The following is a 25,338-nucleotide window of genomic DNA, read 5'->3' as shown; positions in this document are numbered from 1 at the left end:
AAGTTAGAATTGATACTCAATTCCCGCCCAGTAATTACGGCCTTCTTCAATAAATCCTTCACTATAAACGTACTGCGTATCGAACAGATTATTGACCGAAGCGTTAACGCTGAACCCGTGACCGATGGCGTAGTCAGCGCGTAAATGGGTAATGGCGAAACCCGCGGCTTTCTGCGAGCCGTCGCTATTGCTATAGCTCGACGAACGGGCTTCTTCAGACAGCGTAATGCTCAGCGGATCCCACGGTTTCAGCGTCATCCAGGCGGTCAGGGTTTGCGTCGGCAAATCGGTTATTTTGCCGATGTCGCTGCGTTTGACGTCTGCATGGATAAGGCCATAGCTCAGCCCGACGTCCAGCATATCAAAGACCTTACCTTTAACACCGGCATCAAGGCCGGTGTAATCCACCCGACCACTGTTCTGATTCTGGATAGTGTCGGCATCAATGTTGTGCGACAGAATCGCGTCGCTGATGCGGTTGTAATAGACGCTGGCTTCAAAGCCCCAGTTCTGGCTAAGTGAACCATTCCAGGTCAGGTCTACGCTACGGGCGCGTTCCGGTTTCAGCTGCGGATTGACCAGAGCCACCTGGTTATAAGCCGGTTTTGAGGTCGTGTAGCGCTCTTTCAACGTTGGGAAGCGCGTTCTGTCAGAGTAGGACAGCGCCAGTGTGTCTGAATTTTCAAAGTGGTATTTGGTCATCACCTGCCAGTTAAAGGCCGACTGATTGTTGTCATCGTAGTGAGTGACGCTGCCGTTTTTCTCGTGTTTCATGCCTTCCAGACTGTCGCGCCAGTCATAGCTTATTCCCGCCACCACATCGACATTGTCCGCGGCTGCCCACTGGTATTCACTGGCAACAGACCAGGTACGGTCTTCGTAACGGTCGTAAGCCGCATTCGGCGCCCCTTTCTCGCGGTGAACATCATCCTTCCAGTTTACGGCGAAAGAGAGCAGATCGTTTTCACGCATATCCGCAGCGAGCTGCAGGCCAGCCCCATCGCTGTAGTCCGAATAATGGCTATAGCTGCCTTTCTTATTTTTCAGATCGGCAAGCGAGTTATACATCATCAGCGTATTTTCAAAAGTATCGCGATACAGACGGCTTTTCAGGGTAAAACGGTCGCCCAGATGGGTAGTTCCCTGATAGTAATAGCTCTCTTTATCGTACTGCGGCCATTGCCAGTAGCGTGATTTCTGACTGCTGGTTCCGGCGTACGGTGGGTTATCTTTTTCACCGTCCTGATTAATATAGGTCAGCACATACTCATCATCGCCGCGAGGGGTAAAGCCCAGCTTCACGATGCCGCGTTTATCATCGGCGGAGGAGTTGGCAATCTTGCCGTGACTGCCTGCAACCGGATTGTCCACGCCGTGCGGTAAGCCAAGGAAATCCTGCTTCAGCTGGCTGCCGCTGAGCTGGATGTAACCCAGATCGTTACTAGCGCCAAATGAAGCGTGCATATCGTGGGCGTTGTCTTTGCTACGACTCCAGCCCTGACGATAACCAATACTGCCTTCAATTGGTTTAGTGGGCTTTTTGGTGGTGATATTAATGGCGCCGCCCATCTGGTTAGGCCCTTGTAGCAGAGACGAGTAGCCTTTGGAGACTTCAACCGAAGCGATATCGGATGTCAGGAAACGGCCTAAATCGAGGTTGCCGTCATAGGGGATGTACACCGGCACACCGTCAAAAAAGACGGGAACCTGACGGCTGTCAAACCCGCGCACCTTTACCTGCTGCTCATTACGGTTGCCTGATTTTTGCAGCACTACGCCGGGGACGACGCTCAGCGCCTGCGCCACGTTTTGTTTATCCAGCTGTTGGATCGTTTCCTGGCCGAGAACCGTAGTGGTTGCCGCGGAGGCCGGGCTTGACCAGACTGTCATGGTTTCGCTTTCCTGCCCAGCAAAAGCACTATGCGCGAAAGCAAACGACAGGGCTGTGTAAAGACAACTTTTGTTGAAATTCATTCTTTTAGTCCATTTATAAATGTTATATGCCACGTGCGTCCGGGCTCAGGCTAACTTTGATATCCGCAGGCGGAGCGTAGTAAGGCGCGGAGGTGATAAAGAGTCTGATGCCACAGTCGAGATAACTCGCCAGCGAGGCGAGGGTAATGCCGCCAGTCAGCGCCAGCGTGCAATGGGGGGCCAGAGAAGGGGCCAGACGGACAATTTCTGTTGCCTGCTCAGGGGTAAATTTGTCGAGCTGCAGGACATCGGGGGCGGCGCGTAGTGCGGCTATTGCTTCAGCTGGCGTATCCGCTTCGACGACGATCTTTTTTTCTGGCGCATGACTGCGTAAGCTCGCAATAACACTTGTCCAGTCGTCTGGGTTGGTCAGAAAACGACGGTGATTAGCAAACAGCAGTACCGTTTCGGCGCATCCTCCCCGGTGGATGATGCCTCCGGCGGCGAGTATTGCCTGAGTCGCCAGCAAACGCGTACCGGGGATGGCTTTGCGGGTGCAGGCTATCTGTCCATCGGGATAGCGCTGACGCAGTTGGCTCAACATGCTCTCAAGATAGCCCGAAACCCCGCAGCTCCACTCCAGGACATTTTGTACCGCTTTCCAACCCTGGTGCAGCGCCGCCGCATTTCCGTGCGCGCGAATCAATTGCTGTCCGGCGCTGACCTGTTCACCATCGGCCACCCCGTCGCTGACGGTTAAACCTAATGAGGTGAGCATTTGTCTGGCAACGGCGGTGCCGCTAACGCATCCGCCCTGGCGATGGTAAAACGTCATAACACCAGGTTGCGCGCCGATACCCAGCGCGCGGGTGGTCAGATCCCCGCCCTGGATATCTTCCAGCAGCAGCGCGTCGGTTTGCGCCTGCGAAAAGTAGATCATCTCAGCGCCTCCTGCGGAACGCTGTCCCACCAGATAAGCGCCCAGTCACGACTGGCGGGGGCAATCGCGCGAGGATCCTGCTGCTGATACCAGGCTTCCAGACGTTCGATCTCGTCGGCGCTCAGGTCCCCCATACTCCAGCGCACGTTTTCGAGAAAACGTGTCCAGGTGCTGTTGTCCTGCTGGCAGTTGGGTCCGCGGATAAAATCAACGTGCGCGTGGATCCCCATCTGATACAGGACATTAAGCGCATAGATATAGTTGGGAAGCTCAATCACTTCGCGGCCCAGCACACGTTGAATGGTGGGAGAAACGAAAGATGAACTGACGAGATGAGTGGTATAAACCCGCAGCCGGGCCTGATTATTCAGTTTGGTCATCGCCTGGCGCATATCGGCAACCAGCGTGGAGCGCGAGGCGACGGCGATATCGCACTGGGGTAAATCATCCCAGTGCTCTTCCCAGGCCCTCTGCACCCACTGTACGTGATGGGCATTCATTTGTACGGCGCGGCGGGTAGCTACGCTCAGCATTCCCTGGCTGTAATCTACGCCGTAAATTATTGGCATCTTTTTAGCCAGCGCCAGCGAGACCGTACCGGGCCCGCAGCCCATATCAAACAGCGACTCTGCGCCTTTCAGGTCGATCTTCCCCAACAGCTGCAGCAGATAGCTGTCGGTTAATGAGGCGCAATTCTCCGCCATTTTTTCCGCACGTTTATCCCAGTGCTCCGGCTTTTTCTCGGTTCTGTTCGCCAGTTGTAACTGTTTACGGTAAAGATCGGCAAAATCAATGTCGTCAATGAGCATTCTTATCCCTTAATTATGTGAGCCAAAGAGGTGGTGAGCAATTTGTGACGGTGTAACGCGATACAATTCAGCCAGACGATCGGCGGCGAGCTGGTGTTCAGGACGTCCCTGCGACACTTCACCGTCTGGCTCGACGCGTACCACGCTGTCGGCGATTGCCCGGGCATGCAGCGGGTGATGGGTCGACATCAGCAGGGCCATACCCGAATTTTTCAGCGTCACCAACGTGTCGAGCAGGCGGATTTGATGCCCAAAATCCAGGCTGGAAGCAGGTTCATCCAGCAATAAAAGGCGCGGACGTTGCGCCAACGCGCGGGCAATTAACACCAACTGCCGCTCTCCGCCGCTCAGTGTGTTCCAGCGTCGAGACGCCAGGTGAGAGATCCCCAGCATCGCCAGCTGTTGATGGGCAATTTCATGTTCTTTAGCCCCGGGAACCGCAAATGCCGCCAGTTGCGGGGCCAGTCCCATCATCACCATGTCCAGCGCGCTGAAGGCAAATGCGCCGTCATGCGCCTGAGGAACCCAGGCGATGGCCGCGGCGCGTTGCCGATCGTTGAGATGATTCACCGCGATGCCATCAAGAAGAATGTCACCGTGAAGCGGCGGAAGAACCCCGAGAATGGTGCGCATCAGGGTCGTTTTTCCACTGCCGTTGGCGCCAATCAGACAACAGACGGAGCCGGGCGAAACCTGAAATGAGACATCGCGTAACACAGGTTGTTGACTGTGGTACCCCAGCGACGCGTGGCGCACGATTAATAGCGTCATGACCGGTTTCCCCGCAGCAAAAGCAGCAAAAAGAACGGCGCCCCAATAAATGCAGTCAGGATCCCCAGCGGAATTTCCGTGCTGCTCAGCGTACGGGCGAGGGTATCGGTAAGCAGCAGCAAAATGGCGCCGATCCCCATGGACACGGGGAGCAACTGCTGATGGTTATTGCCACTGATGAGTCTGCCAATGTGCGGCACAACCAGTCCAATCCAGCCGATGATGCCCGCGATGGCGACGGTACAGGCGGTAATTAACGTTGCGCAGACGATCAGTCCCAGTCGCAATCGGGAGACGTTGATCCCAAGCGATCGTGCTTCATCATCCGACAGGGTGAGCAGGTTCATGCGCCAGCGCAGCAGCAATAGCGGGACCAGTCCTGCGAAGATCAGCGGTGCCGAGAACCACAGATCGTGCGAAGTGATCGTCGATAAACCGCCAAGCAGCCAGAAGGTGATAGACGGGAGTTGGGTATACGGGTCGGCCAGCGTTTTGATGAGTGAAATCCCCGCGCCACATACCGTACCCAGCGCAATCCCGACCAGAACCAGCGTTAAAACTGGGTCGTGGCGCTTGACTCGCCGGGTAATCAACCAGACACCGGCGACCACGAATAAACCGCCCGTGAACGCATACAGTTGAATAAACAGGATCGGTAATCCGAACAGGATTGCCGTACAGGCACCTAAACCGGCACCCGCCGCCACGCCGAGGATATCCGGCGAGACTAGCGGGTTGCGGAACATGCCCTGATAGGTGGTTCCTGCGCCTGCCAGCGCCGCGCCAAGCAGCAATGCAGCCAGAATGCGCGGCAGACGGATTTGCCAGAAGACGATTTTGTCCTGCATCGGGACGCTATCTGTACCGGCAATAAGATTCACGACCTGCTGTGCATCCAGGCGATACGCGCCCGATACTGCAGCGACGCTCGCGCAGAGCACCACCGCCGCGATCATCAGAAAACCGAGGGTAGATGTTTTCATCAGACAGCCACCAGACGTTGATACTGTGCATCGCTTAGCGTGGTATGCCAGAAGAGTTCGCTGTAGCGCTTCATATCGGCTTTAAAGCTCGCGTTAACCTGAGGATCAAGCCAGGCGTGCAGGCGGCGTAATCCCAGTAAACGGTTGATGCCAGGAGGCGCATCCAGCCAGCCAAACGGTAGACCGCTGAGAAACAGAATGCGTTGGTTGGCAACCGCTTTAACTCCTTGCCAGACCGGATCTTCCCTCAGGTACTGCGCCGTCACCGCATCCTGCACCAGAATAATATCGGGCTGCCAGCTCAGCAGATTTTCCATTGAAACCTGCGTGAGTCCCTGTCGCCCAGGGATTTGCGCCACATTGTGTAAGCCCAGCAGTTCTGCCGCTTCGGTATGCAGTGAACCTTGTAACCCTGTCTCAAGCCCTCTGGCGCCGCGCGCGGCATAAAAACGCAGCTTTGCTCCGTAAGAGTGGGAAAACGCGAGTGCTTCATCAATAAACCGACGAGCCAGTCTGGCCTGAGCTCTGGCCCACGAGTCGACTCCCAGTGCTTCACCGGCGGCGAGTAACTGTTCCGGGGTACGTCGCAGTTCACCGTTAATCAACAGCCAGGGAATTTGCGTTTGCGCGCTCACCTGTCTGGCCTGAGAAAGCCAGGTTTCATCGGCATTGCCGCAGTCAACAACCAGGTCGGGTTTAAGCGCCAGTAACGCTTCAAGTGAGAGGGTACTGGCGCGCCCAGCCAGCCTGCCCAGTTTCGGCAATGCCCGAATATCATCGTGGAACGGGATGGCGGTCTGGCGAGATAAATCAAAGGAGGAAAGCCCTACCAGTTTTTCCGGCGCGACGGCCAGCAGCAGTATGTCGGCGGGCGCCCCCGCGCTGACCACGCGTTGGGTTATATTCGGCCCTGGCGTGCCTCCAACGGCAACGGTTAGCGGCGTTTGCGCCAATGCGGGAAGATGGCGTAGCAGCAGTGCAGATGCCACAAGCTGGGCAAACATCCGTCTTGTCAGTGCCATTATCGGTATCCTGAAGGTTACAAATTCGCTATATATTTACATATATAGCGAATAAAAACATGTTCAGAATCAAATTCTCACGGATGAAAACCCCGGATACCCCATAAGGGCTAGGGGGCATAGAGACAGCTTAAATGGCGGAAAATAAGACAGAAAAAATCCGCGGCATAGCGCGGATTAAGGGCGTAAAACGGCTCAGGTAATGACCTTAAGGCGTCGGTTGAGTCTGCTTTTTAGGCTCGGCAGGGGTTGTACTGTCCGGGGTTGGTCGTGATGCGGGTACGCTGTCGCAGGGTTTTTCTTTGGCACAAATCAGGTCGAGCATTTTCAGCGTTACGCCGTTGGTCCAACCGAAACCATCCTGTAACGGATATTCACCGCCACCACCGCCTGTGCCTGTGGTGCTCACGTCATACTTCTCAACCAGCTTTTTCTCGCGATCGTAAGTGTGCTGCACGTTGGTGAGAAATCGCCAGGTGACGTCCATGGCGACGTTATCCTGACCGTAATTCTGTAACCCTGATGCCGCGACCCACTGGAGCGGGGCCCAGCCGTTTGGCGCATCCCATTGTTGGCCGCTTTTCACCGAGGTGGTAGCAAGACCGCCGGGCTGCAGTAGATGCGCCTGGGTTGCCGCGGCGACCTTACTGGCGCGATCTTTTGCCGCCGCATTAACGTACAGCGGGAACAGGGCGGCGGCAGTAAGCTGATTACGTACTTTATGACTCTTCAGATCGTAGTCGGCATACCAGCCCTCTTTGTCATTCCACAGGTGTTTTTCGATCCCTTTTTGCCGGGCATTGGCGAAGCCTTCGTACTGCGCGGCTTTGGCATCATCACCGGCGGCTTTACTGGCGAGGGCGATCATTTTTTCCATTTTGTACATCAGCGCATTGAGATCGACCGGCACGATGCTGGTGGTACGCAAGGTGCCTAGCTGGTTGGGGTTATCCATCCAGCGGGAGCTAAAATCCCAGCCAGATGCGGCGGCGGAACGCAGGTCACGGTAGATTTCGGTAGCCGGGCGGTTCGGGTTACTTTTGGCGGTGGCGATATCCTCCACCCATGACTCTGGCCGCGGCGTATCGCGGTCATCCCAGTAGCGGTTCAAAATGGTGCCGTCATCCAGCTTAACCACGCGCTTATTTTGCTGACCGGGCTGGAGCGTTTCGACGCCTTCCATCCAGTAGGTGTACTCTTTGAGCATTTGTGGAAGGTATTTTTTCAGCGCATCATCCCCGTCGTGCTGCGCCAGCAGTTCAACCATAAAGGCAAAGAACGGCGGTTGAGAACGGCTCAGATAATAGGTGCGGTTGCCATTTGGAATGTGTCCCCAGGCATCAATCTCGTAAGCGAAGTTTGCCACCATGTCGGAAACCTTGTCCCAGTGATTACTTTCGGCAAGCCCCAGCATGGTGAAATAGCTGTCCCAATAATATATTTCGCGAAAACGTCCGCCTGGTACCACATATGGCTCCGGAAGCGGTAGCAGCGAGTCCCATTTTTCAGCATCGGTTGTCGAGCGGGTTAGCACTGGCCACAGCCCATCAATATGCTCGCGCAGCGATTGCCCGGCTGGTGGGACGTATTTCTCACCTTCTTTCGGTAAGGTAAAATTCACCCCGACAAAATGACGTAAATCGAATCCAGATTGATTCTTTTGCATTCGATAATCGGCGAGGATCATTAACGGATCGCTATTGGGAACCGCGTCAGCAAAGGTTTTCTGGTCAGGGAAAAGTTTGGCCGTTTGTACATCATTAAACAAAGGGCCAAGCAGAATATCAGGCGGTTGCGGTGTCGTTGCTGGCGCGTCCTCCGCATTGACGGTAAAAGAGGTAAAGGCAAAAAGGGTACTGGCAAGCGTCAGTTTTATCGCGACAGAAAGCAGGCCGGGATGGCGAATTTCTGGTGTTATCATCGGTTAATCTCCTTAGCGGCGTGCCGAAGCAGCGGCATTTACCATGAGAAAACCTTAGTTCAGGATCGACCGTTGCGCGTGATCGGCTCCCCATTTTGCGAATAAACAGACATTTCCCGACGAACGCAGAAGATGCACACCCTGTCGAGAAGGGTGTGCTGATGACATTAACCTGTATGGGTTATCCGATGTGCCACGCAGTCAACAGTGAGGGTATCTCCCATCTTTATGCTATCGAGTGTCTCCCCTTGCTGACACATCCAGCAAAGTCCCATTTCATGGGCGATAATCGCCGGGTGAGAAGCCTCGCTGCCGGCACGCAGGCAGATCCCTTTGATGGTCAGCGGATCGAGTTGCAATACCGTAGACGGATAAATGACGTCCGCGACCAGGATTGTCGGGCGGGTGAACGTCGGGATTTGCGCCGTCACTCCAGTCAAATGCTGCAGCGAACGAGACAGTAAATCTTCAATGTCGATGTATCGTGCCTGTAAGTAGGGATCGTCGAGCTGTAAATACTGCTGGCTGAGTTCGCTCAGCACCTGCTGCCAGGCCCAGGCGGCGCTACACTGCTTTTCACGCATTACGTCGCAGGCCATATCGAACAGCTCGGGATCGTCCAACAGCGTGTGGTGACCGGAGAAGATCGCGGCGATATCGGCGGAATACTTCTCTTCAGTAAGCGCGGTTAGCTCGCTTAAATCATTCAGCGTGCTCTGGATGGCGGCCTGTAATCGCTGCTGCTCAGTCTGCAATGATGCAGCAGGCTGCTGGCTTATTTCGGGTGAGAATGGCGCGTAACAAAATACCGTCCCCGTCGCTCGTGACGGGACCTGAGTCGCCGCGTTTTTCGCCTGCGTTGGCTCAAGCGATTCGCCAAAATTCTCTGCCGCCAGCTGTTTGAATGCGGCCAGCGCATCTTCTGCCTGTTCTCCTTGGGCAATGAGGCGCAGCGTGTCGTTACAACGCACCTGCAGTAAGGCTATCTGATTGAGGCTATCAGGGACGACGCACTTGCCGTTTTTCTCCAGCCACATTTCGGCATTAAAGCCAGACAGCGTAGATACCAGTCGCGAGGCCGGACGAACGTGGATGCCGTTGGGGTTTTTCACCACAATGGCAATCGAACGGGCATCTGTGTCGGGGGAGTGTTCAGCAGAAGTGGACTTTGCTGCCGAGGGCGAAGGTAAACCCAGTTGCTCACATTTGGCGTCGAGGGCGTTCATGGCATCACGGATGACCCGCTCGATATCGGCACCCGCAGCGGCGCTAACAGTCGCGGCCAGCGTGCCTTCAACCAGCGGGGCGGCGCACAGACGGACTTTCGCGGCGATACCAGGGTCAAGCAGCTCAAGGGCGGTTTCCGCACTCAGTAACGCGCTGCCGATATCCATCATCACTAACACGTGATCCGTATCAGCCACGGACTCGATGGCTTCCATCACCTTAACAGGATCGGTGCCAATCGGATTCTCGGGATCGTCAATGCCTGCGGCAATAGCGAGTTTGCAGCCATCGCCCATTAACATTTGTCGGGCTAACGCGCCGACGCCTTCGCCCAGTTGGGCGCTGTGAGACACAATAACCAGGTTTACCATCGCTTTATCCTTACTCTCTGGACGCCTGAGCCAGCATTTGCATCATAAACATGACGGACGTTGCGCCAGGATCCTGATGGCCAATGCTGCGTTCACCAAGGTAGCTGGCGCGGCCTTTGCATGCCTGCATGGTGATGGTGCTTTGCGCCGCAGCTTCCGCTTGTTGGCTTGCAGCTTCCAGCGCTGCCTGTACGCTTAACTTTTGCTCGCAGGACTGACGTAAAGATTCGACCACCGGTAGCCAGACGTCGCACATGGTTTTGTCGCCAGGCTCAGCTTTACCACGGCTAATGACGCCTTCTGCGCCATCGCGGATCATTTGATACAACTCGTCCAGCGTCAGGCTCTGGTGGGCTTGAGTGACCTGGGCGGCACGGATGAAAAATGTACCGAACAGTGGGCCGCTGGCTCCGCCAACGCTTGAGAGCAATACCATGCCGGTATTTTTTAAAATAAAACCGATGTCTTTATCGGCGATGGACGGCAGTTTTTCGACCACTTTACTAAAGCCACGGTGCATATTCAGACCGTGGTCGGCATCGCCGATTTCCCGGTCCAGTCCGGTGAGAAAATCACTTTCGGTAGTGAATATTTCGCCGCAGTGATAGAGCCAGTTAACAATTTGCGTTCTGGTGAGGGACATCATGAATCTCCTTATTTACCCCAGTTGAGAGCAGGGGTGTGAACCGGTGCATCCCATAAATTCAGCGTTTCGTCATCCACCTGTAATAGGGTGATTGAAAAGCCGGTCATATCCAGAGAGGTGCAGTAAGAACCGATCAGGTTTCGCTCAATGACGATCCCCGCATCCTGGCAACGGCTTTCGAGGCGATTATACACGCCGAAGAGTTCTGACAACGGCGTTGCACCGAGATTATTGACCAGCGCAATGACGCGATCGCCGCTTTGCAACGCCCGCTTGCTTTCTTTGCCTTCCTGCCATGCGCCCTGGACGTTGTCCCAATGACGCAGCGTGCGGCTGTAGTTGCCGTTTTCCAGCAGCGTGTTGAACATTTCATCTACGGTTTGGTCGAGAGACGTGAAGGCTCGGCGGTCAATGCCCGGTTCCCCGTGGATACCCACGCCAAATTCCATTTCGTTATCCTGCAGCGTGAACGACGGTTGCCCGGCGGCCGGAACGGTACAGGCACCAATGGCGATTCCAATGGAGTGCCCCTGGTTATTCAGTTGACGCCCGAGTGCCGCGCAGGCTTCCAGCGAGTCACCGCGTTCGGCGGCCGCGCCGACCAGTTTTTCTATCAATACGGTATTCGCCACGCCACGACGACCGGCGGTATACAGACTGTCTTTCACCGCGACGTCGTCATCCACCACCATGGTCGTGACTTTTATACCGCTGTCGTGCAGCAACTCGGTGGCGGTTTCGAAGTTAAGAATGTCACCGGTGTAATTCTTGATGATCAGCAGGACGCCTTCACCGCCGTCAATTTGCATGGCGCATTCGAACATTTTATCCGGCGTAGGTGAGGTAAAAATTTCACCCGGGCAGGCCCCGGCGAGCATGCCCTGCCCAATATAACCGCAGTGCATTGGTTCATGTCCGCTGCCGCCGCCGGAGAGTAGTGCCACTTTGCCCATCACCGGCGCATCTGCGCGAGTGACATAGACCGGGTCCTGATGCAAGGCCAGGGAAGGGTAAGCTTTCGCCAGCCCGGCGAGTTGTTCATTCAGTACGTCTTCAACACGGTTAATCAATTTTTTCATTATTTATGCTCCGCAGACAGTCCTGGATGCTGCCAAAATTCTGCAGCCATCTGATGTAGGGTATCGGTTTGTACAACGCTACGGCGACCGCTCGCTGCCGATAAGGTAATTTTGCACACAGGTATGCAAAAAAAAATTGTGTGAGTTAGCGTTTCAATACGAAACATTGCCACCTCAATACGTTCCATATTGAAACGTATAGCTGCAAAAAACAGCGGAAATGTGAGATTGGGCAGTATCAGGCGGGAAAGCGATTACGCGCTGGGTTTTGCTGAAAAAAAACCACCTGCCCGGCAGGTGGTTTATGAACAGGAAAAGATCCAATCTTAGCCCGGATAAATTCCGCGATCTTTACGTGCCAGCAAAATACGCTCGCAGGCAACAATATAGGCGGCAGTACGCAGAGAGCAGGATTTCTCGGCCGCTTTTTCCCATACGTGTACCATCGCATCGGTCATGATTTTGTCCATGCGTTGGTTGATCTCTTCTTCGCTCCAGAAGAAGCTTGCCATGTCCTGAACCCATTCGAAGTAGCTGACGGTAACGCCGCCAGCGTTACAAACCACGTCAGGTACAACCACAATACCACGGCTAGCCAGAACATCATCTGCATCAGGATAGGTTGGACCGTTGGCGCCTTCGAGTACTAGTTTACAGGTTAGCGTTTCAGCGCGGTGACGCGTGATCTGACCTTCGAGCGCTGCAGGGATCAGTATGTCCATCTCCAGGCTCCAGAACGCCTCGCTGGCGATGGTTTCAGCTCCCGGGAAACCTGCAATCTGCTTGTGTTCCAGTTGCCAGGCTGACAGCGCGGACATGTCGATACCGGTAGCGTTAAACAGCGTCGCGGTGTGATCCTGAATAGCAACGACACGTGCGCCTGCTGCCGCGAAAAGACGGGCGGCTTCACTGCCGACGTTACCAAAACCTTGCACTGCAACACGAGCGCCTTCAACTTCGATATTAGCACGACGAGCCACTTCCAGACCGCTGACAAAAACGCCGCGACCGGTGGCTTTATCACGGCCTAACGAGCCGCCAAGGTGAATAGGTTTACCGGTGACAACACTGGTCACGGTGGTGCCGTGGTTCATGGAATAGGTATCCATCATCCAGGCCATCACTTTACCGTTTGTACCCACATCCGGCGCAGGGATGTCTTTCTGCGGTCCTATAATAATGCCGATTTCGCTGGTATAGCGACGGGTCAAACGCTCCAGTTCGCCCTCAGACAGTGAGAACGGATCGACGCGCACACCCCCTTTGGCACCGCCGTATGGCAGATTCAATGCCGCGCATTTGATGGTCATCCATGCGGACAGGGCCATCACTTCATTAAGATCAACATCAGGATGAAAACGCACACCACCTTTGCCCGGACCGCGCGAAAGGTTATGTTGCACACGATACCCTTCAAAATGACGGATAGTCCCGTCATCCATTTGTACCGGGATATCGACAATCAATGCGCGTTTTGGGTGACGCAGGGTATCCACCCAATGGGAAAGTTCGCCCAGGTAAGGGGCCACACGCTCGATTTGTTGCAGGTAGGTATTCCAGGCAGATGTGCTGCTATCTGAAGCGTAAGATAACTTATCCATGATAAACCTTAGTTATAAAAGTAATATGTTCTTAATTTGGCCGTGGTATACAGTGAATCTCACCATATAAACCTAAATTTAACATTTTTTTCGACAGGTGGCCTGTCCAGCCAACACGGCTTATCGGTATGGATAGTATGGGCTTTATCTGGAAAATGAATAATTATGCTTTTCTTTAACTATTTTGCGGTTTTTATTGCGATATGGGTGATTTGATATGCGTGTTTTGCAAAAAACACATTTTGTCAGATTTATGACGCACCTCTAAAAGTAAACAATATGATAATAAAATGTGTTTGCTTTATTGCGTTGAGCTGGGCGTCTGTCGGGTCAAGGCCCGTGGAAAATGACTTTGTATCCTTGCTCATTCCAGTGTTGCAGCAGTTCATTTTGTCTTCTGGTTGGCGTCGTACCGGTCCAGACAAAAAGTGTTTGTCCGGGGAATAGCTCAGGACGTGGTGTTTCAATAGGTTCTGCAAGAATGGCGATATGCCACCCGGATTGCGATAAGCGCCAGGCCTCCAGCCATAAGCGGGTTCTGTCTTCAACATCCCAGGCCATCAGAATGGCATCTTTCCCTGACTTGCGACGTGTTTCTGACAGGAGTACCGCAACATATTCAATCAGCGCGCCGTCAAGCATACTGTTCATTATGCGAGAGGTATTATGATCAAGTATGAGCCGCTGACGTACAGGGAGATAGACTCGGTCAATCAACGCATCTACCGGATACGCGCGGCCAAGAGAGAGCATTTTGGCCCGCAGTTTCGGCGGATGCGCCATCCGCAGAATGCTCATCATCTCTTCCTGCAGCTGATTCCAGTCATCGTCAGTTTCACGGGTACTGGTTTCCAGTAATGCTTTAACTTTCCCAACAGGCGTACCATTGCTAATCCAACGTTTGATTTCTTCAATACGTTGAATATCCTCTTCATCAAAGAGTCGATGGCCGCCTTCACTTCGTTGAGGTTTGAGTAAACCGTAGCGTCGTTGCCATGCCCGAAGGGTCACAGGATTTATCCCGCAACGCTCTGCGACGTCGCCAATGCTGTAATAAGCCATAGTTCCCCCCAACACGCCTGATTCTCCGTTACCGATATGCGGTTCCTGTCACTTTGTACAACATGCATAAAATTGTACAAAACATACAGAGCATTCTAGCAAAATTAAGATTTACTTTACTATCACGCGTGAGAATCTTACTGCATTCAACATCAAATAGCGGAGCGGGGTAACAAAATTTTTTCATAATGTCATTAAGTTACAGCTTACTCTAAGCGAGTTTATTTTTTCTCAGGCCATGCTACTGAAGGGGTACCATTCAGCAAGGCTGCTGCAAATAAGTTACCCTGGAAAAGCTCGATCCCGGCGGATTCAAGCCACATCCATTCTTCGGGTTTTTCAATACCAACGGCGGAAAGTTGAATCTCAAGTGAAGTACAGCATTTAATGATCGCCTGAATGATAGCTTGCCTCGGGCCACTTTTATGGACATCAGCAATGAGTTCACGGCTTATCTTTATTCTGTCCGGCTGGAAACGAGACAGGAGCAATAGCCCGGCATAACCCGCGCCGAAATGATCAACTGCCACACAAATCCCCGATGCTTTAAGTGATTTTACCGCCTGTGCAAAAGCATCAAAGCGTGAGATGACTGCGCTCTCGGTAAATTCCACAATGATTTGTTCAGGGACCAGCCCATTTGCGGCTATTTCATGAATCAGAAAGTTAACAGCGTCGGGTCTGTTCACCAGCGTCATAGGTAACAGGTTGACTGACAACATTTTTTCACCAAGGTTCAGCGCGCTGGCCATGGCAAATGCCGTCTTTTTACTTTCCAGATCCGCTGTGTACATCTCTTCCGTGCTTAATTTGTCAAAGTACGCTGCCGGAGTTTCCCCATCTTTACCACGAATCAGCGCTTCCAGAGCGATAACGCGTTGTGAGAGAGGATCGATAATTGGTTGAAAGGCAAAGGTGTAGTCGGTATTTGACGCAAGCTCTGCTTTATTAAGGGTGGTACCACTATTATCGGTAATAAAATCCCAGAAATTGGCAGCAGGGATTTCGAAATAAGTCGATTTTTCTGTCGCCAGTACGAATGTCCGGAAAAACTGCAATGCCCGGTCATCATACGTGAGCTGGAATTTTGACGTTCCCTGATTCAGTACAGCTTGTAAGACCTCAGCCCGTTCATGTTTTTGTAAATCAAATAACTCCATCCCGACCTTCCCGAACCGGCGCGCTGGGGCATAATCGCACATCAGTTCGACAATATTGTAGTGCCGTGGGTCGTTACAAATACAACGATAAATCTCCTTCACCTGCTCCTCTGGGCCTTCAAGTAGTTGGAAAAAATGCCGACCGTTAAAGAGCAAGATCCCCGTAACATCAGATCGCCTGTTTTTCAGATTTGCGGCCACCACCATATCCTCAATCGCATAGAGGGGGGCGTCATCACGTAGATGGCTACGGTAAATAATGGTCGTGAGCATGGAAAGTCCGGGATTAAGGGATGAGGTGAGGACAGTATCAGACAAACGCGGTTATGTCCTGATTTTCAATACATTATTTTAACTGTAATTTTACATAATAAGGTTCAACAAAAATCGTAACTGCCCTGGTTCATAGAGGTTGTACAATGGGTGGAGATATCGTGTTTCTCTTTTTCTTCGTAACATATTGATAAATAAAATATAGCACTTTATGTTAAAATTTGCCTGATCTCAATGTACACATTTTTGGTACAACTTTGCTACTGTTATAAAACTTAATACTCACCAGCATTTTGTTACAGGAGCAACATATGCAGCAGCACAGAGTTCTCACTGATTCCGCACACGCAATCTCTCGTTACTTTGCAAAAGCGCATCTTCCTACACAGCAGGAAACATTGGGAGAAATCGTCACTGAGATATTGAAAGATGGACGTAACCTGAGCCGAAAGTCACTCTGTGCCAAGCTTCTGAACCGTCTTGAAAAAGCATCCGGAGAGGATGAACAGAAGCATTACAATGCCTTAATCGGCCTGCTCTTCGAATAAAGGGATGCCCTAAAACATCTAAATGGGGAAAGTAGTGAAGTAGTTATGAAGAAAACTGACCATGAACGCTTGAAACACGAAATTACAGGTTTAGCTGTTATACAGATTTTGCGCATGAACACGGCAATATCACTACCCGCATTGATTAAGCAATTACGTCTTATGAAGGTGAGTGAAGCGGATGCCGGGCGTAGACATCTTATTGATAGCATAATTCATGATTTCACAGATTCTAATCCGGCAAGGATGAACCCCAAACCGGAAAGAACTGGTGATGAGAGTGTATTCAGTGGCAGTAAAAAGCCTAAATTACATTAGAGACCATCTTTCATACTATACAAGCGAGGTGACTATGCTTCAGGAAATGAATGTTCACAGAGCAATAGCAGATAAGGCTTTGTCGAGTTACTTCCGTAATGCCGGTGAGCTATTAGCAGATGAATCCGTTGTATTGGGACAGGCAGTAACAAATGTGATTTTAGCTGGTGATAATGTTAATAATAAAAATATCATTTTAAGCCTGATCGCTTCACTGGAATCGACAACCGATGTTGTTCAGGCTGATATCATCAGAAAAACACTGGAAATAGTGTTGCGCTATACCGCTGACGACGTCTAATAAAGTTATTTTATAATCATGAAGCTCCAGCATCCATAGTATGTGCTGAGTATTTGTATACTTTGAATTAAGACTACACATAGCATCTTCTCATTCTTAGACTGCATTATTATGGGCTTGATATGATTAATTCAATTCCGGAAAATTATATTTTCCAGTGCGCTTTATACAAGAATTTAGAGCGCAATGTGATGTTGAAAATGGGTTATGTCAGTGATGACATTCTTGTTCAGGCACTTAGTGTACAGCTGAAGAATGAGAAGAATGCTATATTAACCGATCTCTATATGCAGATTATGCGTCACCTTCAACCAGGTATTCGTTCTGAACCCCGTCAGATTAATTGTGATTTTTTAGAGGTCATAAATAATGAATACAGTTCAGGAACACGCCAGACATGCAGAATTGTGGATTGATGATGTCTATATCAGACAAGGCCTGGAGATTATTCTCGCTGATATAGAATATAAAGATAAGAACGTGCGTCTTGTTTTCTTTACGATTAACTACTTCAACACTGTCAAAAAGCAAAACTATGATCTCAGGACGCATCGGCTGGTGCTTCTGATTGATGGTCATCTGTATCAGTATCTCAATGAACTTTCGTTCTACAGACTTCCTGTAGACAGTGGAGTAGCCTCAATCAAAAAATTTATCGCTGAAATTATCAGCATTGATACTGAACACGACCAGCAATCTGAAATAAATATCGTCCTGACTGAACGGGATAAATTTATCTTAACGCAATTAGGGGAAGGGCGGACTATTTCTGAAATTTCTGGCTTGCTTAACCAGCACTTAAAAACGATTTACCTGAGCAGGCAAAATCTGATCAAGAAACTTGGCTGTTCGGGGTTGATTGACTTTCAGGGAATACTGCAAACCCCAATATTCAGGAACTGGCTGAAACATGCCTGAGTAAATCACAGGATGTGAACTCTAAAAAATCCATAAAATGAAAAATCCACGCCGTGGCGTGGATTTTGGAATTACAGAGTTAAACGTGAATTAGACGTTGAACAGGAAATTCATCACATCGCCATCTCTCACGATGTAATCTTTCCCTTCCGCACGCATCTTACCGGCTTCTTTCGCGCCTTGCTCACCTTTGTAGGTGATGAAGTCTTCAAATGCGATAGTCTGTGCACGGATGAATCCTTTCTCGAAATCGGTGTGGATTTTACCTGCCGCCTGCGGAGCGGTAGCGCCGACAGGGATAGTCCATGCACGTACTTCTTTCACGCCCGCGGTGAAGTAGGTCTGCAGATTCAGCAGCTCGTAGCCTGCGCGGATAACGCGGTTCAGCCCCGGCTCTTCCAGACCCAGCTCGGCCATGAACTCTTCACGGTCGGCGTCGTCCAGCTCAGCGATGTCGGCTTCAACGGCGGCGCAAACAGCTACCACCACGGAACCTTCAGCAGCGGCGATTTCACGCACCTTGTCGAGGTACGGGTTGTTTTCAAAACCGTCTTCGTTGACGTTGGCGATATACATGGTCGGCTTCAGCGTCAGGAAGCTCAGGTATTTGATGGCCGCTTTATCTTCGTCAGTCAGATTTTTCAGCGCGCGCAGCATGCCGGCGTTTTCCAACTGCGGCAGACATTTTTCGAGGGCAGCCAGTTCTGCTTTGGCGTCTTTGTCGCCGCCTTTGGCTTTCTTCTGTACGCGATGAATAGCGCGTTCACAGGTATCCAGATCGGACAGTGCCAGTTCAGTATTGATAACATCGATATCATCAGCCGGATCCACTTTGTTATTAACGTGGATGATGTTGTCGTTTTCGAAGCAGCGCACCACGTGGCCGATCGCTTCGGTCTCGCGGATGTTAGTCAGGAACTGGTTACCCAGGCCTTCACCTTTGGAGGCGCCTTTTACCAGGCCCGCGATATCAACGAATTCCATCGTGGTCGGCAGGATACGCTGCGGTTTGACGATTTCGGCCAGCTGATCCAGACGCGGATCGGGCATCGGGACAACACCCGTGTTCGGCTCGATAGTACAGAACGGGAAGTTTGCCGCTTCAATACCCGCTTTTGTGAGCGCGTTGAACAGGGTGGATTTGCCTACGTTTGGCAAACCGACGATACCGCATTTGAATCCCATGTTTAAATCACCTTAATCTTTTGATATTCAATCTGTTATAGAAAACAGATTGTAGAAAAGTAAATAACTCTGCCTATTATACACAGCACGCGAGCAAAATGCCGCACATCGCTGCTTATTGCGCTTTAAAGGTATGTAACCGGCTCGTTGCTTTTGTCAGGCCATCTTTGAACAAAATCTCGGTACAACGGGCCGCTTCGTCAATCGCTTCATCAATTAACTTCTGTTCAGAAACAGGTGGTTTGCCTAAAACAAACCCGACAACTTTGTTTTTATCGCCCGGATGACCAATTCCAACGCGTAAACGATGAAAGTTAGGGTTATTGCCTAACTTGCTGATGATGTCCTTCAGGCCATTATGTCCGCCATGACCACCGCCAAGCTTAAATTTGGCAACACCTGGCGGCAGGTCTAGTTCGTCATGTGCAACTAAAATTTCATCGGGATTGATGCGATAAAAACTAGCCATCGCGCCAACGGCCTTGCCGCTCAGATTCATAAATGTGGTCGGCACCAGCAGGCGGACATCTTCGCCTTCTAGCGTAACCCTGGAGGTGTAGCCGAAGAATTTCGGCTCATCGCGCAGGGGAGCGCGTAATCTCTCTGCCAGTAGATCAACATACCATGCGCCGGCGTTGTGCCGCGTTGCCGCATACTCTGCGCCGGGGTTCGCCAGACCGACAATCAATTTAATCGTCACGTGTTTTGTCCTGAGTGTATCTATAAACGACGGGTAGTTTACTGTCTGGCGCTGCGCTTGACAAAAAACTGCGTGCTTATCCTCGAAAACTGAATAATTGCGAAACTGGACTATTAGAAATTGAGTGTGTTCAGTAGCTTATTTGTAAAGTTTTGTTGCGCGGGTGTTTGTAATTGTGATCGCTCCCGCACTTGCGAACGGCAGTGTTGTCTATACTTTACACATAAGGATTAGGGGTATTCCCTGTAACAACCCAAAGTTCCGGAGGTGACACATGAAACGCAAAAACGCTTCGTTACTCGGTAACGTGCTCATGGCTTTAGGGTTGGTGGTGATGGTGGGTGGCGTTGGTTACTCTATTTTAAACCAACTGCCGCAATTTAATCTGCCACAGTTTTTCGCGCATGGTGCTGTGCTCAGTATTTTTGTCGGCGGTGTTCTCTGGTTAGCGGGGGCCAGAGTCGGCGGGCACGAACAAATCAGTGACCGTTACTGGTGGGTACGTCATTATGACAAACGCTGCCGTCGCGGTGATACCAATCATCGTCACAACTAAATAGTCTCTCCACTGCGAGTGCCACTGTTTGCAGGCAGAGTCCTGGTTGAAAACCAGTCCTCTGCTTGTTCACGCATATCCCGGATAAAATGCACTCATCATCGCTGCGCAATTGCAGAGGCGTTATTCGAATAATTGATAATGTAACGTCTTAACCACGCTATCCGCCGCGTCAGCCGGTAACAGAATGCACAGGTTATCGTTTGATGCGCCGTGGCAAATCATGCGTACCGTATGCTCTTCGAGCCAGGCAAAAACGTCTTTGCAAACCCCCGCAGCCTGGGTCAGTTGATTGCCCACCAAAGTGACTAATGCCAGTCCGGTTTCCACTTCCAGCCGACAGTGGGAGGACAATGCGGTAAACAGTGCCGTGGTCAGTATATGGTCCTCACCCGATGTCGCATGAGTGGCGTCCAGCGCCAGCGCAATACAATTTTCTGATATCGTGACCAAATCTACTGCCACCGCGTGGTGGGATAAAATGGCAAATACCTGCGCCAGAAAAGCACAGGGCGGTTGTGTCTGCAGACTGTGTAATCGCAATAGCGTCTGTTTACGGCGCACGGCGAGCGCCCGATAACGCGGTGGATTATCGGTGGTGTTGTGCACCAGCGTACCACCGGCGGCCGTATCTTTACTTGAGCCAACAAAGACCGGAATGCTTTTCCGCATTGCCGGGAGCAGTGTAGCCGGGTGAAGAACCTTCGCACCGTAGGCGGCCATATCGCTGGCCTCGGAAAATGAGATATGGTCGATCCGTTTGGCCCGTGGCGCAATGCGCGGATCTGTGGTGTAGATCCCGGCAACGTCGGTCCAGATGTCCACGCGTGCGGCGTGCAGTGCTTCACCAAGTAGCGTGGCGGTGTAATCACTCCCGCCGCGTCCCAGCGTCGTGGTATGTCCGCCTGCATCGCGGCCAATAAATCCCTGGGTAACCATAATAGCCTGCTCAAGACGCGGGCGCAGATGAGTCTCCACCTGGTGGTGCAGGGTGCTGAGATCCGGCTCAGCGCAGCCGTAGTTCGAATTGGTACGCATCACGCTGCGGGCGTCAAACCACCCTGCTTCGGCGTGCCGTTCACGTAATACTTCAGTAAACAACAAAGAGGACATCAGTTCGCCGTGGCTGACTAACTCATCGCTTAGTGCATCGGACGGTGAAACCGTCGCCGTTTGTGCAAGGCGGCGTATATTGTTGAGAAGATTATCGATTTCCGTGCTGATAACGGACGGCTGCTTCAGGCGGGAAATAATGTTGTATTGGATGGCGCGTAACGTCTCAAGCTTATCTAATTGTTGGTGCGTTTCCAGACCTTCAGAAAGCTCGACCAGTAAGTTTGTCACGCCTGCTGAAGCAGACAGAACGACTAAACGGACATCTTGATCAGCAAGAACAATGCTGGCGCTGCGGTTCATCGCATCAAAATCAGCGACGCTGGTGCCGCCAAATTTGGCAACGACGGATGGTGGATAAATGCGAGTCATAACAATCTCATATCAGGGCGCCATAAAAGTATGGCTAGAAAATTTTCATTCTCGGCATAAGGGAACGACGTTCGCCTTACGAAATGTCCGCCCGCGAACATTTCTGCTGACAACCCAGGGAATTCCTGTTGTCGATAACGCGTGTCGCCTGTACGCGTGACCGGGTGCTGCGCATTAAATTTATCTACATAGCCTGTAAATAAGCGCGCCATACTAAGTGATTTATATTTAGGGATCGACTTTTTTATTCGATTTATCGAAAAATAAGTGAAAAATCATGTCGTAAAGAAAAAACGCGCACATTATTAATAGTAAAAACATGTAAAAAAATAATAAAAACATGAAAACCTCATGGTTTCTATTACATCGTACAGGTTGCAACTGGCTACAGCATTGTAAAATAAATAGCTATATTTGTTTATGATTTCGTAATGCGGGATGTGCTTTATGCTTTGAATTATAAGGTAAAAATGCTCATTTAAGGCGGCGTAAAATAAATGATTGAGTCCAGTGCTAAAACAACATATATTAGCCGCGCTTTTTTACAGGTAATCCTTATAACCATTTATTCAATCAGGCGTTAATCTACACCTGGTTGTAGGAGTGATATGATGACGGATAAAGTCCGTATTGATACTTTAAGTGCTAATTCATTACCGCAGAGCAATGATACCTTTTTAGCAAGACAGGCTGAGTTTGAATCTAATGTCCGCAGCTATCCGCGTAAACTGCCATTAGCGATTGCGAAAGCGCAGGGCGTCTGGATTACTGACGTAGAAAATAATCAATATCTTGATTGTCTTGCAGGTGCCGGTACCCTGGCGCTCGGTCACAATCATCCTGAAGTGCTCCAGAGCATTCAAAGTGTCATCACAAGCGGCTTACCGTTACATACGCTTGACCTTACCACGCCGTTAAAAGATGAATTTTCATCTTATTTACTGTCTTTATTGCCGGGCCAGGGCAAAGAGTATTGCCTGCAGTTCACCGGGCCGTCTGGCGCAGATGCCGTTGAAGCGGCGCTGAAGCTGGCGAAGAAAGTGACCGGCCGTTCCAGCATTATCAGCTTCTCCGGCGGCTACCATGGGATGACCCACGGCGCGCTGTCCGTGACTGGCAACCTGTCGCCGAAAGAAGCCGTCAGCAACATGATGGCGGAAGTGCAGTTTATGCCGTATCCGCATCAGTACCGCTGCCCGCTGGGTATTGGCGGTGAAGCTGGCGTGAAAGCATTAACTTACTACTTCGAAAACCTGATCAACGACGTTGAAAGCGGCGTGCGTAAACCGGCTGCGGTGATCCTCGAAGCCGTGCAGGGCGAGGGCGGCGTGAACCCGGCGCCGATCGAATGGTTACAGCGTATTCGTAAAGTGACGCAGGAACACGGCATTCTGCTGATTATCGATGAAGTTCAGGCTGGCTTCGCGCGTACCGGTAAGCTGTTCGCCTTCGAACACGCCGGTATTGAGCCAGACATCATCGTGATGTCCAAAGCGGTTGGCGGCGGTCTGCCGCTGGCGGTACTGGGCATTAAAAAGCAGTTCGATGCGTGGGCTCCGGGCCACCATACCGGTACCTTCCGCGGCAACCAGCTGGCGATGGCCACCGGTCTGACAACACTGAAAATCCTCAAAGACGACGAGATTGCCGATAAAGTTGCCGCTCAGGGCGAGTGGCTGAAAGGTAAACTGACCGACCTGCAGAAACGCTATCCGGTGATTGGCCAGGTACGCGGTCTGGGTCTGATGATCGGTATTGAAATTGTTAAGCCGAACGAAGCGCAGGATCACATGGGCTGCTATCCGGCCGATGGCGAGCTGTCCGCGCTGCTGCAGAAAAAATGCTTCGAAAATGGGCTGATTCTGGAGCGTGGCGGCCGTAACGGTTGCGTACTGCGCCTGCTGCCGTCTCTGCTGATCACTAACGCTGAGCTGGAAGTGTTCCTCGATAAATTCGAAAACGCCCTGTTGGGCGCTGATGTAAAGCCGGTTTAAACGGAGTTGGAGCGAATGTCAGACGTAAACCCGATTTTGTCCGGCTCGGCGCAGAGTATTGCTGCCTATCAGGACGCTATCGAGCAGAGTACGAAAGCGGTCGTTGAATGGTTGCAACAGCCTGAGATGTATCAGGGCAAAACCGTTGAACAGCTGCGCGAACGTATCAACCTGAACTTTACGTCTCAGGGCCTGGGCAACCAGGCCGCTATTGAGCGTGCGGTTGAATACTTTCTCAAAGACAGCCTGTTGGTTCACCATGCGCAGTGCGTGGCGCACCTGCACTGCCCAAGCCTGGTGATTAGCCAGGCGGCGGAAGTGCTGATCAACGCCACTAACCAGAGCATGGACTCCTGGGACCAAAGCCCGTCGGCCACGATCATTGAGATCAAACTGATCGAATGGCTGCGTGAGCAGGTAGGTTATGCGGCGGGCGACGCGGGCGTGTTCACCAGCGGCGGCACCCAGAGCAATCTGATGGGCCTGATGCTGGCGCGCGACGCTTTCTTCGCTCGCCAGGGGCACTCCATTCAGCAGAATGGTCTGACCGGTGACCTGAGCAAAATTAAAGTGTTCTGCTCTGAAAGCGCACACTTCTCCGTGCAGAAAAACATGGCGCTGATGGGACTGGGTTACCGTTCCGTCACTCAGGTGAAGACCGATGCGTTCTCACGGATGGATCTGACTGACCTGAAAGCTAAGCTGGCCCAGGCGCAAGCCAACGGCGAGCAGGTGATGGCGATTGTCGCCACGGCCGGCACCACCGACGCAGGCGCTATCGATCCGTTAGCGGATATTGCGGCGCTGGCGGCAGAGCACCAGATCTGGATGCACGTGGATGCGGCATGGGGCGGGGCGTTACTGCTGTCTGAGAAGTATCGTCACTTCCTGAACGGTCTCGAACTGGCGGATTCCGTAACCCTGGACTTCCACAAACAGTTCTTCCAGACCATCAGCTGCGGCGCGTTCCTGTTAAAAGACGCGCGTCACTATGAGCTGATGCGCTATCAGGCGGCATACCTGAACTCTGATTTCGATGAAAGACACGGCGTGCCGAACCTGGTGTCGAAGTCGCTGCAGACCACGCGCCGTTTCGACGCGCTCAAGCTGTGGATGGGCCTCGAAGCGCTGGGTAAAAAGCAGTATGCCGAAATCATCGATAACGGCGTGACGCTGGCCCGCGATGCGGCTGAGTTTGTCAAAACCCAGCCGCATCTGGAACTGGTTATGGAGCCGCAGCTGGCAAGCGTGCTGTTCCGCTTCCGTCCGCAAAGCGATGACATCGCGTTCGTTGCGCTGCTGAACCAGCGTATTGGCGACGTGCTGCTGGCTTCCGGTAGCGCCAACGTCGGCGTCACCGAAGCTGATGGCGTCACCTGCCTGAAGCTGACGCTGTTGAACCCGACCGTGTGCCTGGAGGATGTGAAAGTCCTGCTGGCGAGCGTGAAGGCGACGGCTGAGCAACTGCTGAAAGCGTAAGCATAAATAAGCTTGATATAAAAATGGCTCCCACTCACGGGAGCCATTTTTTTTGTGCACAGAAAACCCCCAGCT

Annotated in this window: 24 protein-coding genes; 8 read left to right on the top strand and 16 right to left on the bottom strand. The window is 51.8% G+C overall.

Translation table 11 applies throughout. From position 1 onward, the window contains the following. Nucleotides 1-3: 3 nt before the first annotated feature. The 13 genes from FDX04_RS04875 to FDX04_RS04815 form a co-directional block, all read right to left on the bottom strand. On the bottom strand, nucleotides 4-1,974 hold the full coding sequence (locus FDX04_RS04875; protein ID WP_047410626.1) for a TonB-dependent siderophore receptor: 1,971 nt from the start codon (nucleotides 1,972-1,974) through the stop codon (nucleotides 4-6). A 22-nt stretch (nucleotides 1,975-1,996) separates the two neighbouring features. Further along, nucleotides 1,997-2,854, bottom strand: a complete 858-nt coding sequence (modD, locus tag FDX04_RS04870) for a ModD protein (RefSeq protein ID WP_137370528.1) — start codon at nucleotides 2,852-2,854, stop codon at nucleotides 1,997-1,999. Then, nucleotides 2,851-3,663, bottom strand: coding sequence for a class I SAM-dependent methyltransferase (locus FDX04_RS04865; RefSeq protein WP_137370527.1), 813 nt, complete (start codon nucleotides 3,661-3,663; stop codon nucleotides 2,851-2,853). The genes modD and FDX04_RS04865 overlap by 4 nt, the downstream gene beginning before the upstream one ends. Nucleotides 3,664-3,672: 9 nt before the next feature. After that, on the bottom strand, nucleotides 3,673-4,434 hold the full coding sequence (locus FDX04_RS04860) for an ABC transporter ATP-binding protein (protein ID WP_043016073.1): 762 nt from the start codon (nucleotides 4,432-4,434) through the stop codon (nucleotides 3,673-3,675). Continuing rightward, on the bottom strand, nucleotides 4,431-5,390 hold the full coding sequence (locus FDX04_RS04855; RefSeq protein ID WP_370867277.1) for a FecCD family ABC transporter permease: 960 nt from the start codon (nucleotides 5,388-5,390) through the stop codon (nucleotides 4,431-4,433). The genes FDX04_RS04860 and FDX04_RS04855 overlap by 4 nt, the downstream gene beginning before the upstream one ends. Nucleotides 5,391-5,416: 26 nt before the next feature. Further along, nucleotides 5,417-6,439 carry an ABC transporter substrate-binding protein gene (locus FDX04_RS04850; RefSeq protein WP_137370526.1) on the bottom strand — a complete coding sequence of 341 codons (1,023 nt, stop codon included), beginning with the start codon at nucleotides 6,437-6,439 and terminating at the stop codon, nucleotides 5,417-5,419. Between the two features lie 208 nt (nucleotides 6,440-6,647). Then, complete coding sequence (locus tag FDX04_RS04845; protein ID WP_137370525.1) at nucleotides 6,648-8,360, bottom strand: alpha,alpha-trehalase; 1,713 nt, start codon at nucleotides 8,358-8,360, stop codon at nucleotides 6,648-6,650. A gap of 167 nt (nucleotides 8,361-8,527) precedes the next feature. Next, nucleotides 8,528-9,958 carry a dihydroxyacetone kinase phosphoryl donor subunit DhaM gene (gene dhaM / locus FDX04_RS04840; protein ID WP_137370524.1) on the bottom strand — a complete coding sequence of 477 codons (1,431 nt, stop codon included), beginning with the start codon at nucleotides 9,956-9,958 and terminating at the stop codon, nucleotides 8,528-8,530. A gap of 10 nt (nucleotides 9,959-9,968) precedes the next feature. Further along, entirely contained in the window at nucleotides 9,969-10,601 is a 633-nt protein-coding gene (gene dhaL, locus FDX04_RS04835) for a dihydroxyacetone kinase subunit DhaL (protein WP_137370534.1), read from the bottom strand. A gap of 11 nt (nucleotides 10,602-10,612) precedes the next feature. Continuing rightward, nucleotides 10,613-11,683: a dihydroxyacetone kinase subunit DhaK gene (dhaK, locus tag FDX04_RS04830; protein WP_061381208.1), complete on the bottom strand. Its 1,071-nt coding sequence runs from the start codon at nucleotides 11,681-11,683 to the stop codon at nucleotides 10,613-10,615. A 326-nt stretch (nucleotides 11,684-12,009) separates the two neighbouring features. Continuing rightward, entirely contained in the window at nucleotides 12,010-13,284 is a 1,275-nt protein-coding gene (locus FDX04_RS04825) for a Glu/Leu/Phe/Val dehydrogenase (RefSeq protein ID WP_042307917.1), read from the bottom strand. Nucleotides 13,285-13,614: 330 nt separating this feature from the next. Further along, a complete protein-coding gene (locus tag FDX04_RS04820) occupies nucleotides 13,615-14,346 on the bottom strand; it encodes a MerR family transcriptional regulator (RefSeq protein WP_042307920.1) in 732 nt (243 codons plus the stop codon). Nucleotides 14,347-14,567: 221 nt separating this feature from the next. Further along, nucleotides 14,568-15,779 (bottom strand): diguanylate phosphodiesterase, encoded by a 1,212-nt coding sequence (locus FDX04_RS04815; protein WP_137370523.1) that lies wholly within the window; start codon nucleotides 15,777-15,779, stop codon nucleotides 14,568-14,570. Between the two features lie 311 nt (nucleotides 15,780-16,090). Here FDX04_RS04815 and ycgZ point away from each other — a divergent pair, with 311 nt between their 5' ends. From ycgZ to FDX04_RS04790, 5 genes are all read left to right on the top strand, one after another. After that, the gene (gene ycgZ / locus FDX04_RS04810; protein WP_042307924.1) at nucleotides 16,091-16,327 is read left to right on the top strand and encodes a regulatory protein YcgZ; all 237 of its coding nucleotides are present in this window, start codon (nucleotides 16,091-16,093) and stop codon (nucleotides 16,325-16,327) included. 45 nt (nucleotides 16,328-16,372) lie between these two features. After that, a complete protein-coding gene (locus FDX04_RS04805; RefSeq protein ID WP_042307926.1) occupies nucleotides 16,373-16,645 on the top strand; it encodes a hypothetical protein in 273 nt (90 codons plus the stop codon). 34 nt (nucleotides 16,646-16,679) lie between these two features. Next, nucleotides 16,680-16,946, top strand: a complete 267-nt coding sequence (locus FDX04_RS04800; RefSeq protein WP_038641176.1) for a biofilm/acid-resistance regulator YmgB/AriR — start codon at nucleotides 16,680-16,682, stop codon at nucleotides 16,944-16,946. A gap of 122 nt (nucleotides 16,947-17,068) precedes the next feature. Continuing rightward, nucleotides 17,069-17,362: a hypothetical protein gene (locus tag FDX04_RS04795; protein WP_042307929.1), complete on the top strand. Its 294-nt coding sequence runs from the start codon at nucleotides 17,069-17,071 to the stop codon at nucleotides 17,360-17,362. Next, nucleotides 17,316-17,864, top strand: a complete 549-nt coding sequence (locus FDX04_RS04790) for a LuxR family transcriptional regulator (RefSeq protein WP_249935510.1) — start codon at nucleotides 17,316-17,318, stop codon at nucleotides 17,862-17,864. Before FDX04_RS04795 ends, FDX04_RS04790 begins: the two co-directional genes overlap by 47 nt. Nucleotides 17,865-17,954: 90 nt before the next feature. On the opposite strand, the gene ychF is transcribed toward FDX04_RS04790, so the two are convergent. Beyond that, entirely contained in the window at nucleotides 17,955-19,049 is a 1,095-nt protein-coding gene (gene ychF / locus FDX04_RS04785) for a redox-regulated ATPase YchF (RefSeq protein WP_061381215.1), read from the bottom strand. Nucleotides 19,050-19,164: 115 nt separating this feature from the next. Then, nucleotides 19,165-19,749, bottom strand: a complete 585-nt coding sequence (gene pth, locus FDX04_RS04780) for an aminoacyl-tRNA hydrolase (protein ID WP_016153302.1) — start codon at nucleotides 19,747-19,749, stop codon at nucleotides 19,165-19,167. A gap of 274 nt (nucleotides 19,750-20,023) precedes the next feature. On the opposite strand from pth, the gene ychH reads away from it, so the two are divergent. After that, nucleotides 20,024-20,305 carry a stress-induced protein YchH gene (gene ychH, locus FDX04_RS04775; protein ID WP_003833480.1) on the top strand — a complete coding sequence of 94 codons (282 nt, stop codon included), beginning with the start codon at nucleotides 20,024-20,026 and terminating at the stop codon, nucleotides 20,303-20,305. A gap of 123 nt (nucleotides 20,306-20,428) precedes the next feature. On the opposite strand, the gene lysC is transcribed toward ychH, so the two are convergent. After that, on the bottom strand, nucleotides 20,429-21,790 hold the full coding sequence (gene lysC, locus FDX04_RS04770) for a lysine-sensitive aspartokinase 3 (RefSeq protein WP_137370521.1): 1,362 nt from the start codon (nucleotides 21,788-21,790) through the stop codon (nucleotides 20,429-20,431). Nucleotides 21,791-22,398: 608 nt separating this feature from the next. Here lysC and FDX04_RS04765 point away from each other — a divergent pair. Next, the gene (locus FDX04_RS04765) at nucleotides 22,399-23,784 is read left to right on the top strand and encodes a diaminobutyrate--2-oxoglutarate transaminase (protein ID WP_137370520.1); all 1,386 of its coding nucleotides are present in this window, start codon (nucleotides 22,399-22,401) and stop codon (nucleotides 23,782-23,784) included. A 15-nt stretch (nucleotides 23,785-23,799) separates the two neighbouring features. Continuing rightward, nucleotides 23,800-25,263: an aspartate aminotransferase family protein gene (locus FDX04_RS04760; protein ID WP_137370519.1), complete on the top strand. Its 1,464-nt coding sequence runs from the start codon at nucleotides 23,800-23,802 to the stop codon at nucleotides 25,261-25,263. Nucleotides 25,264-25,338: the final 75 nt, after the last annotated feature.

Source organism: Citrobacter sp. wls615 (genome assembly GCF_005281355.1).
GTDB classification, from domain to species: domain Bacteria; phylum Pseudomonadota; class Gammaproteobacteria; order Enterobacterales; family Enterobacteriaceae; genus Citrobacter; species Citrobacter werkmanii.
The sequence above is the reverse complement of the archived record's forward strand: the minus strand, read 5'-3'. Positions and strand labels throughout refer to the sequence as shown.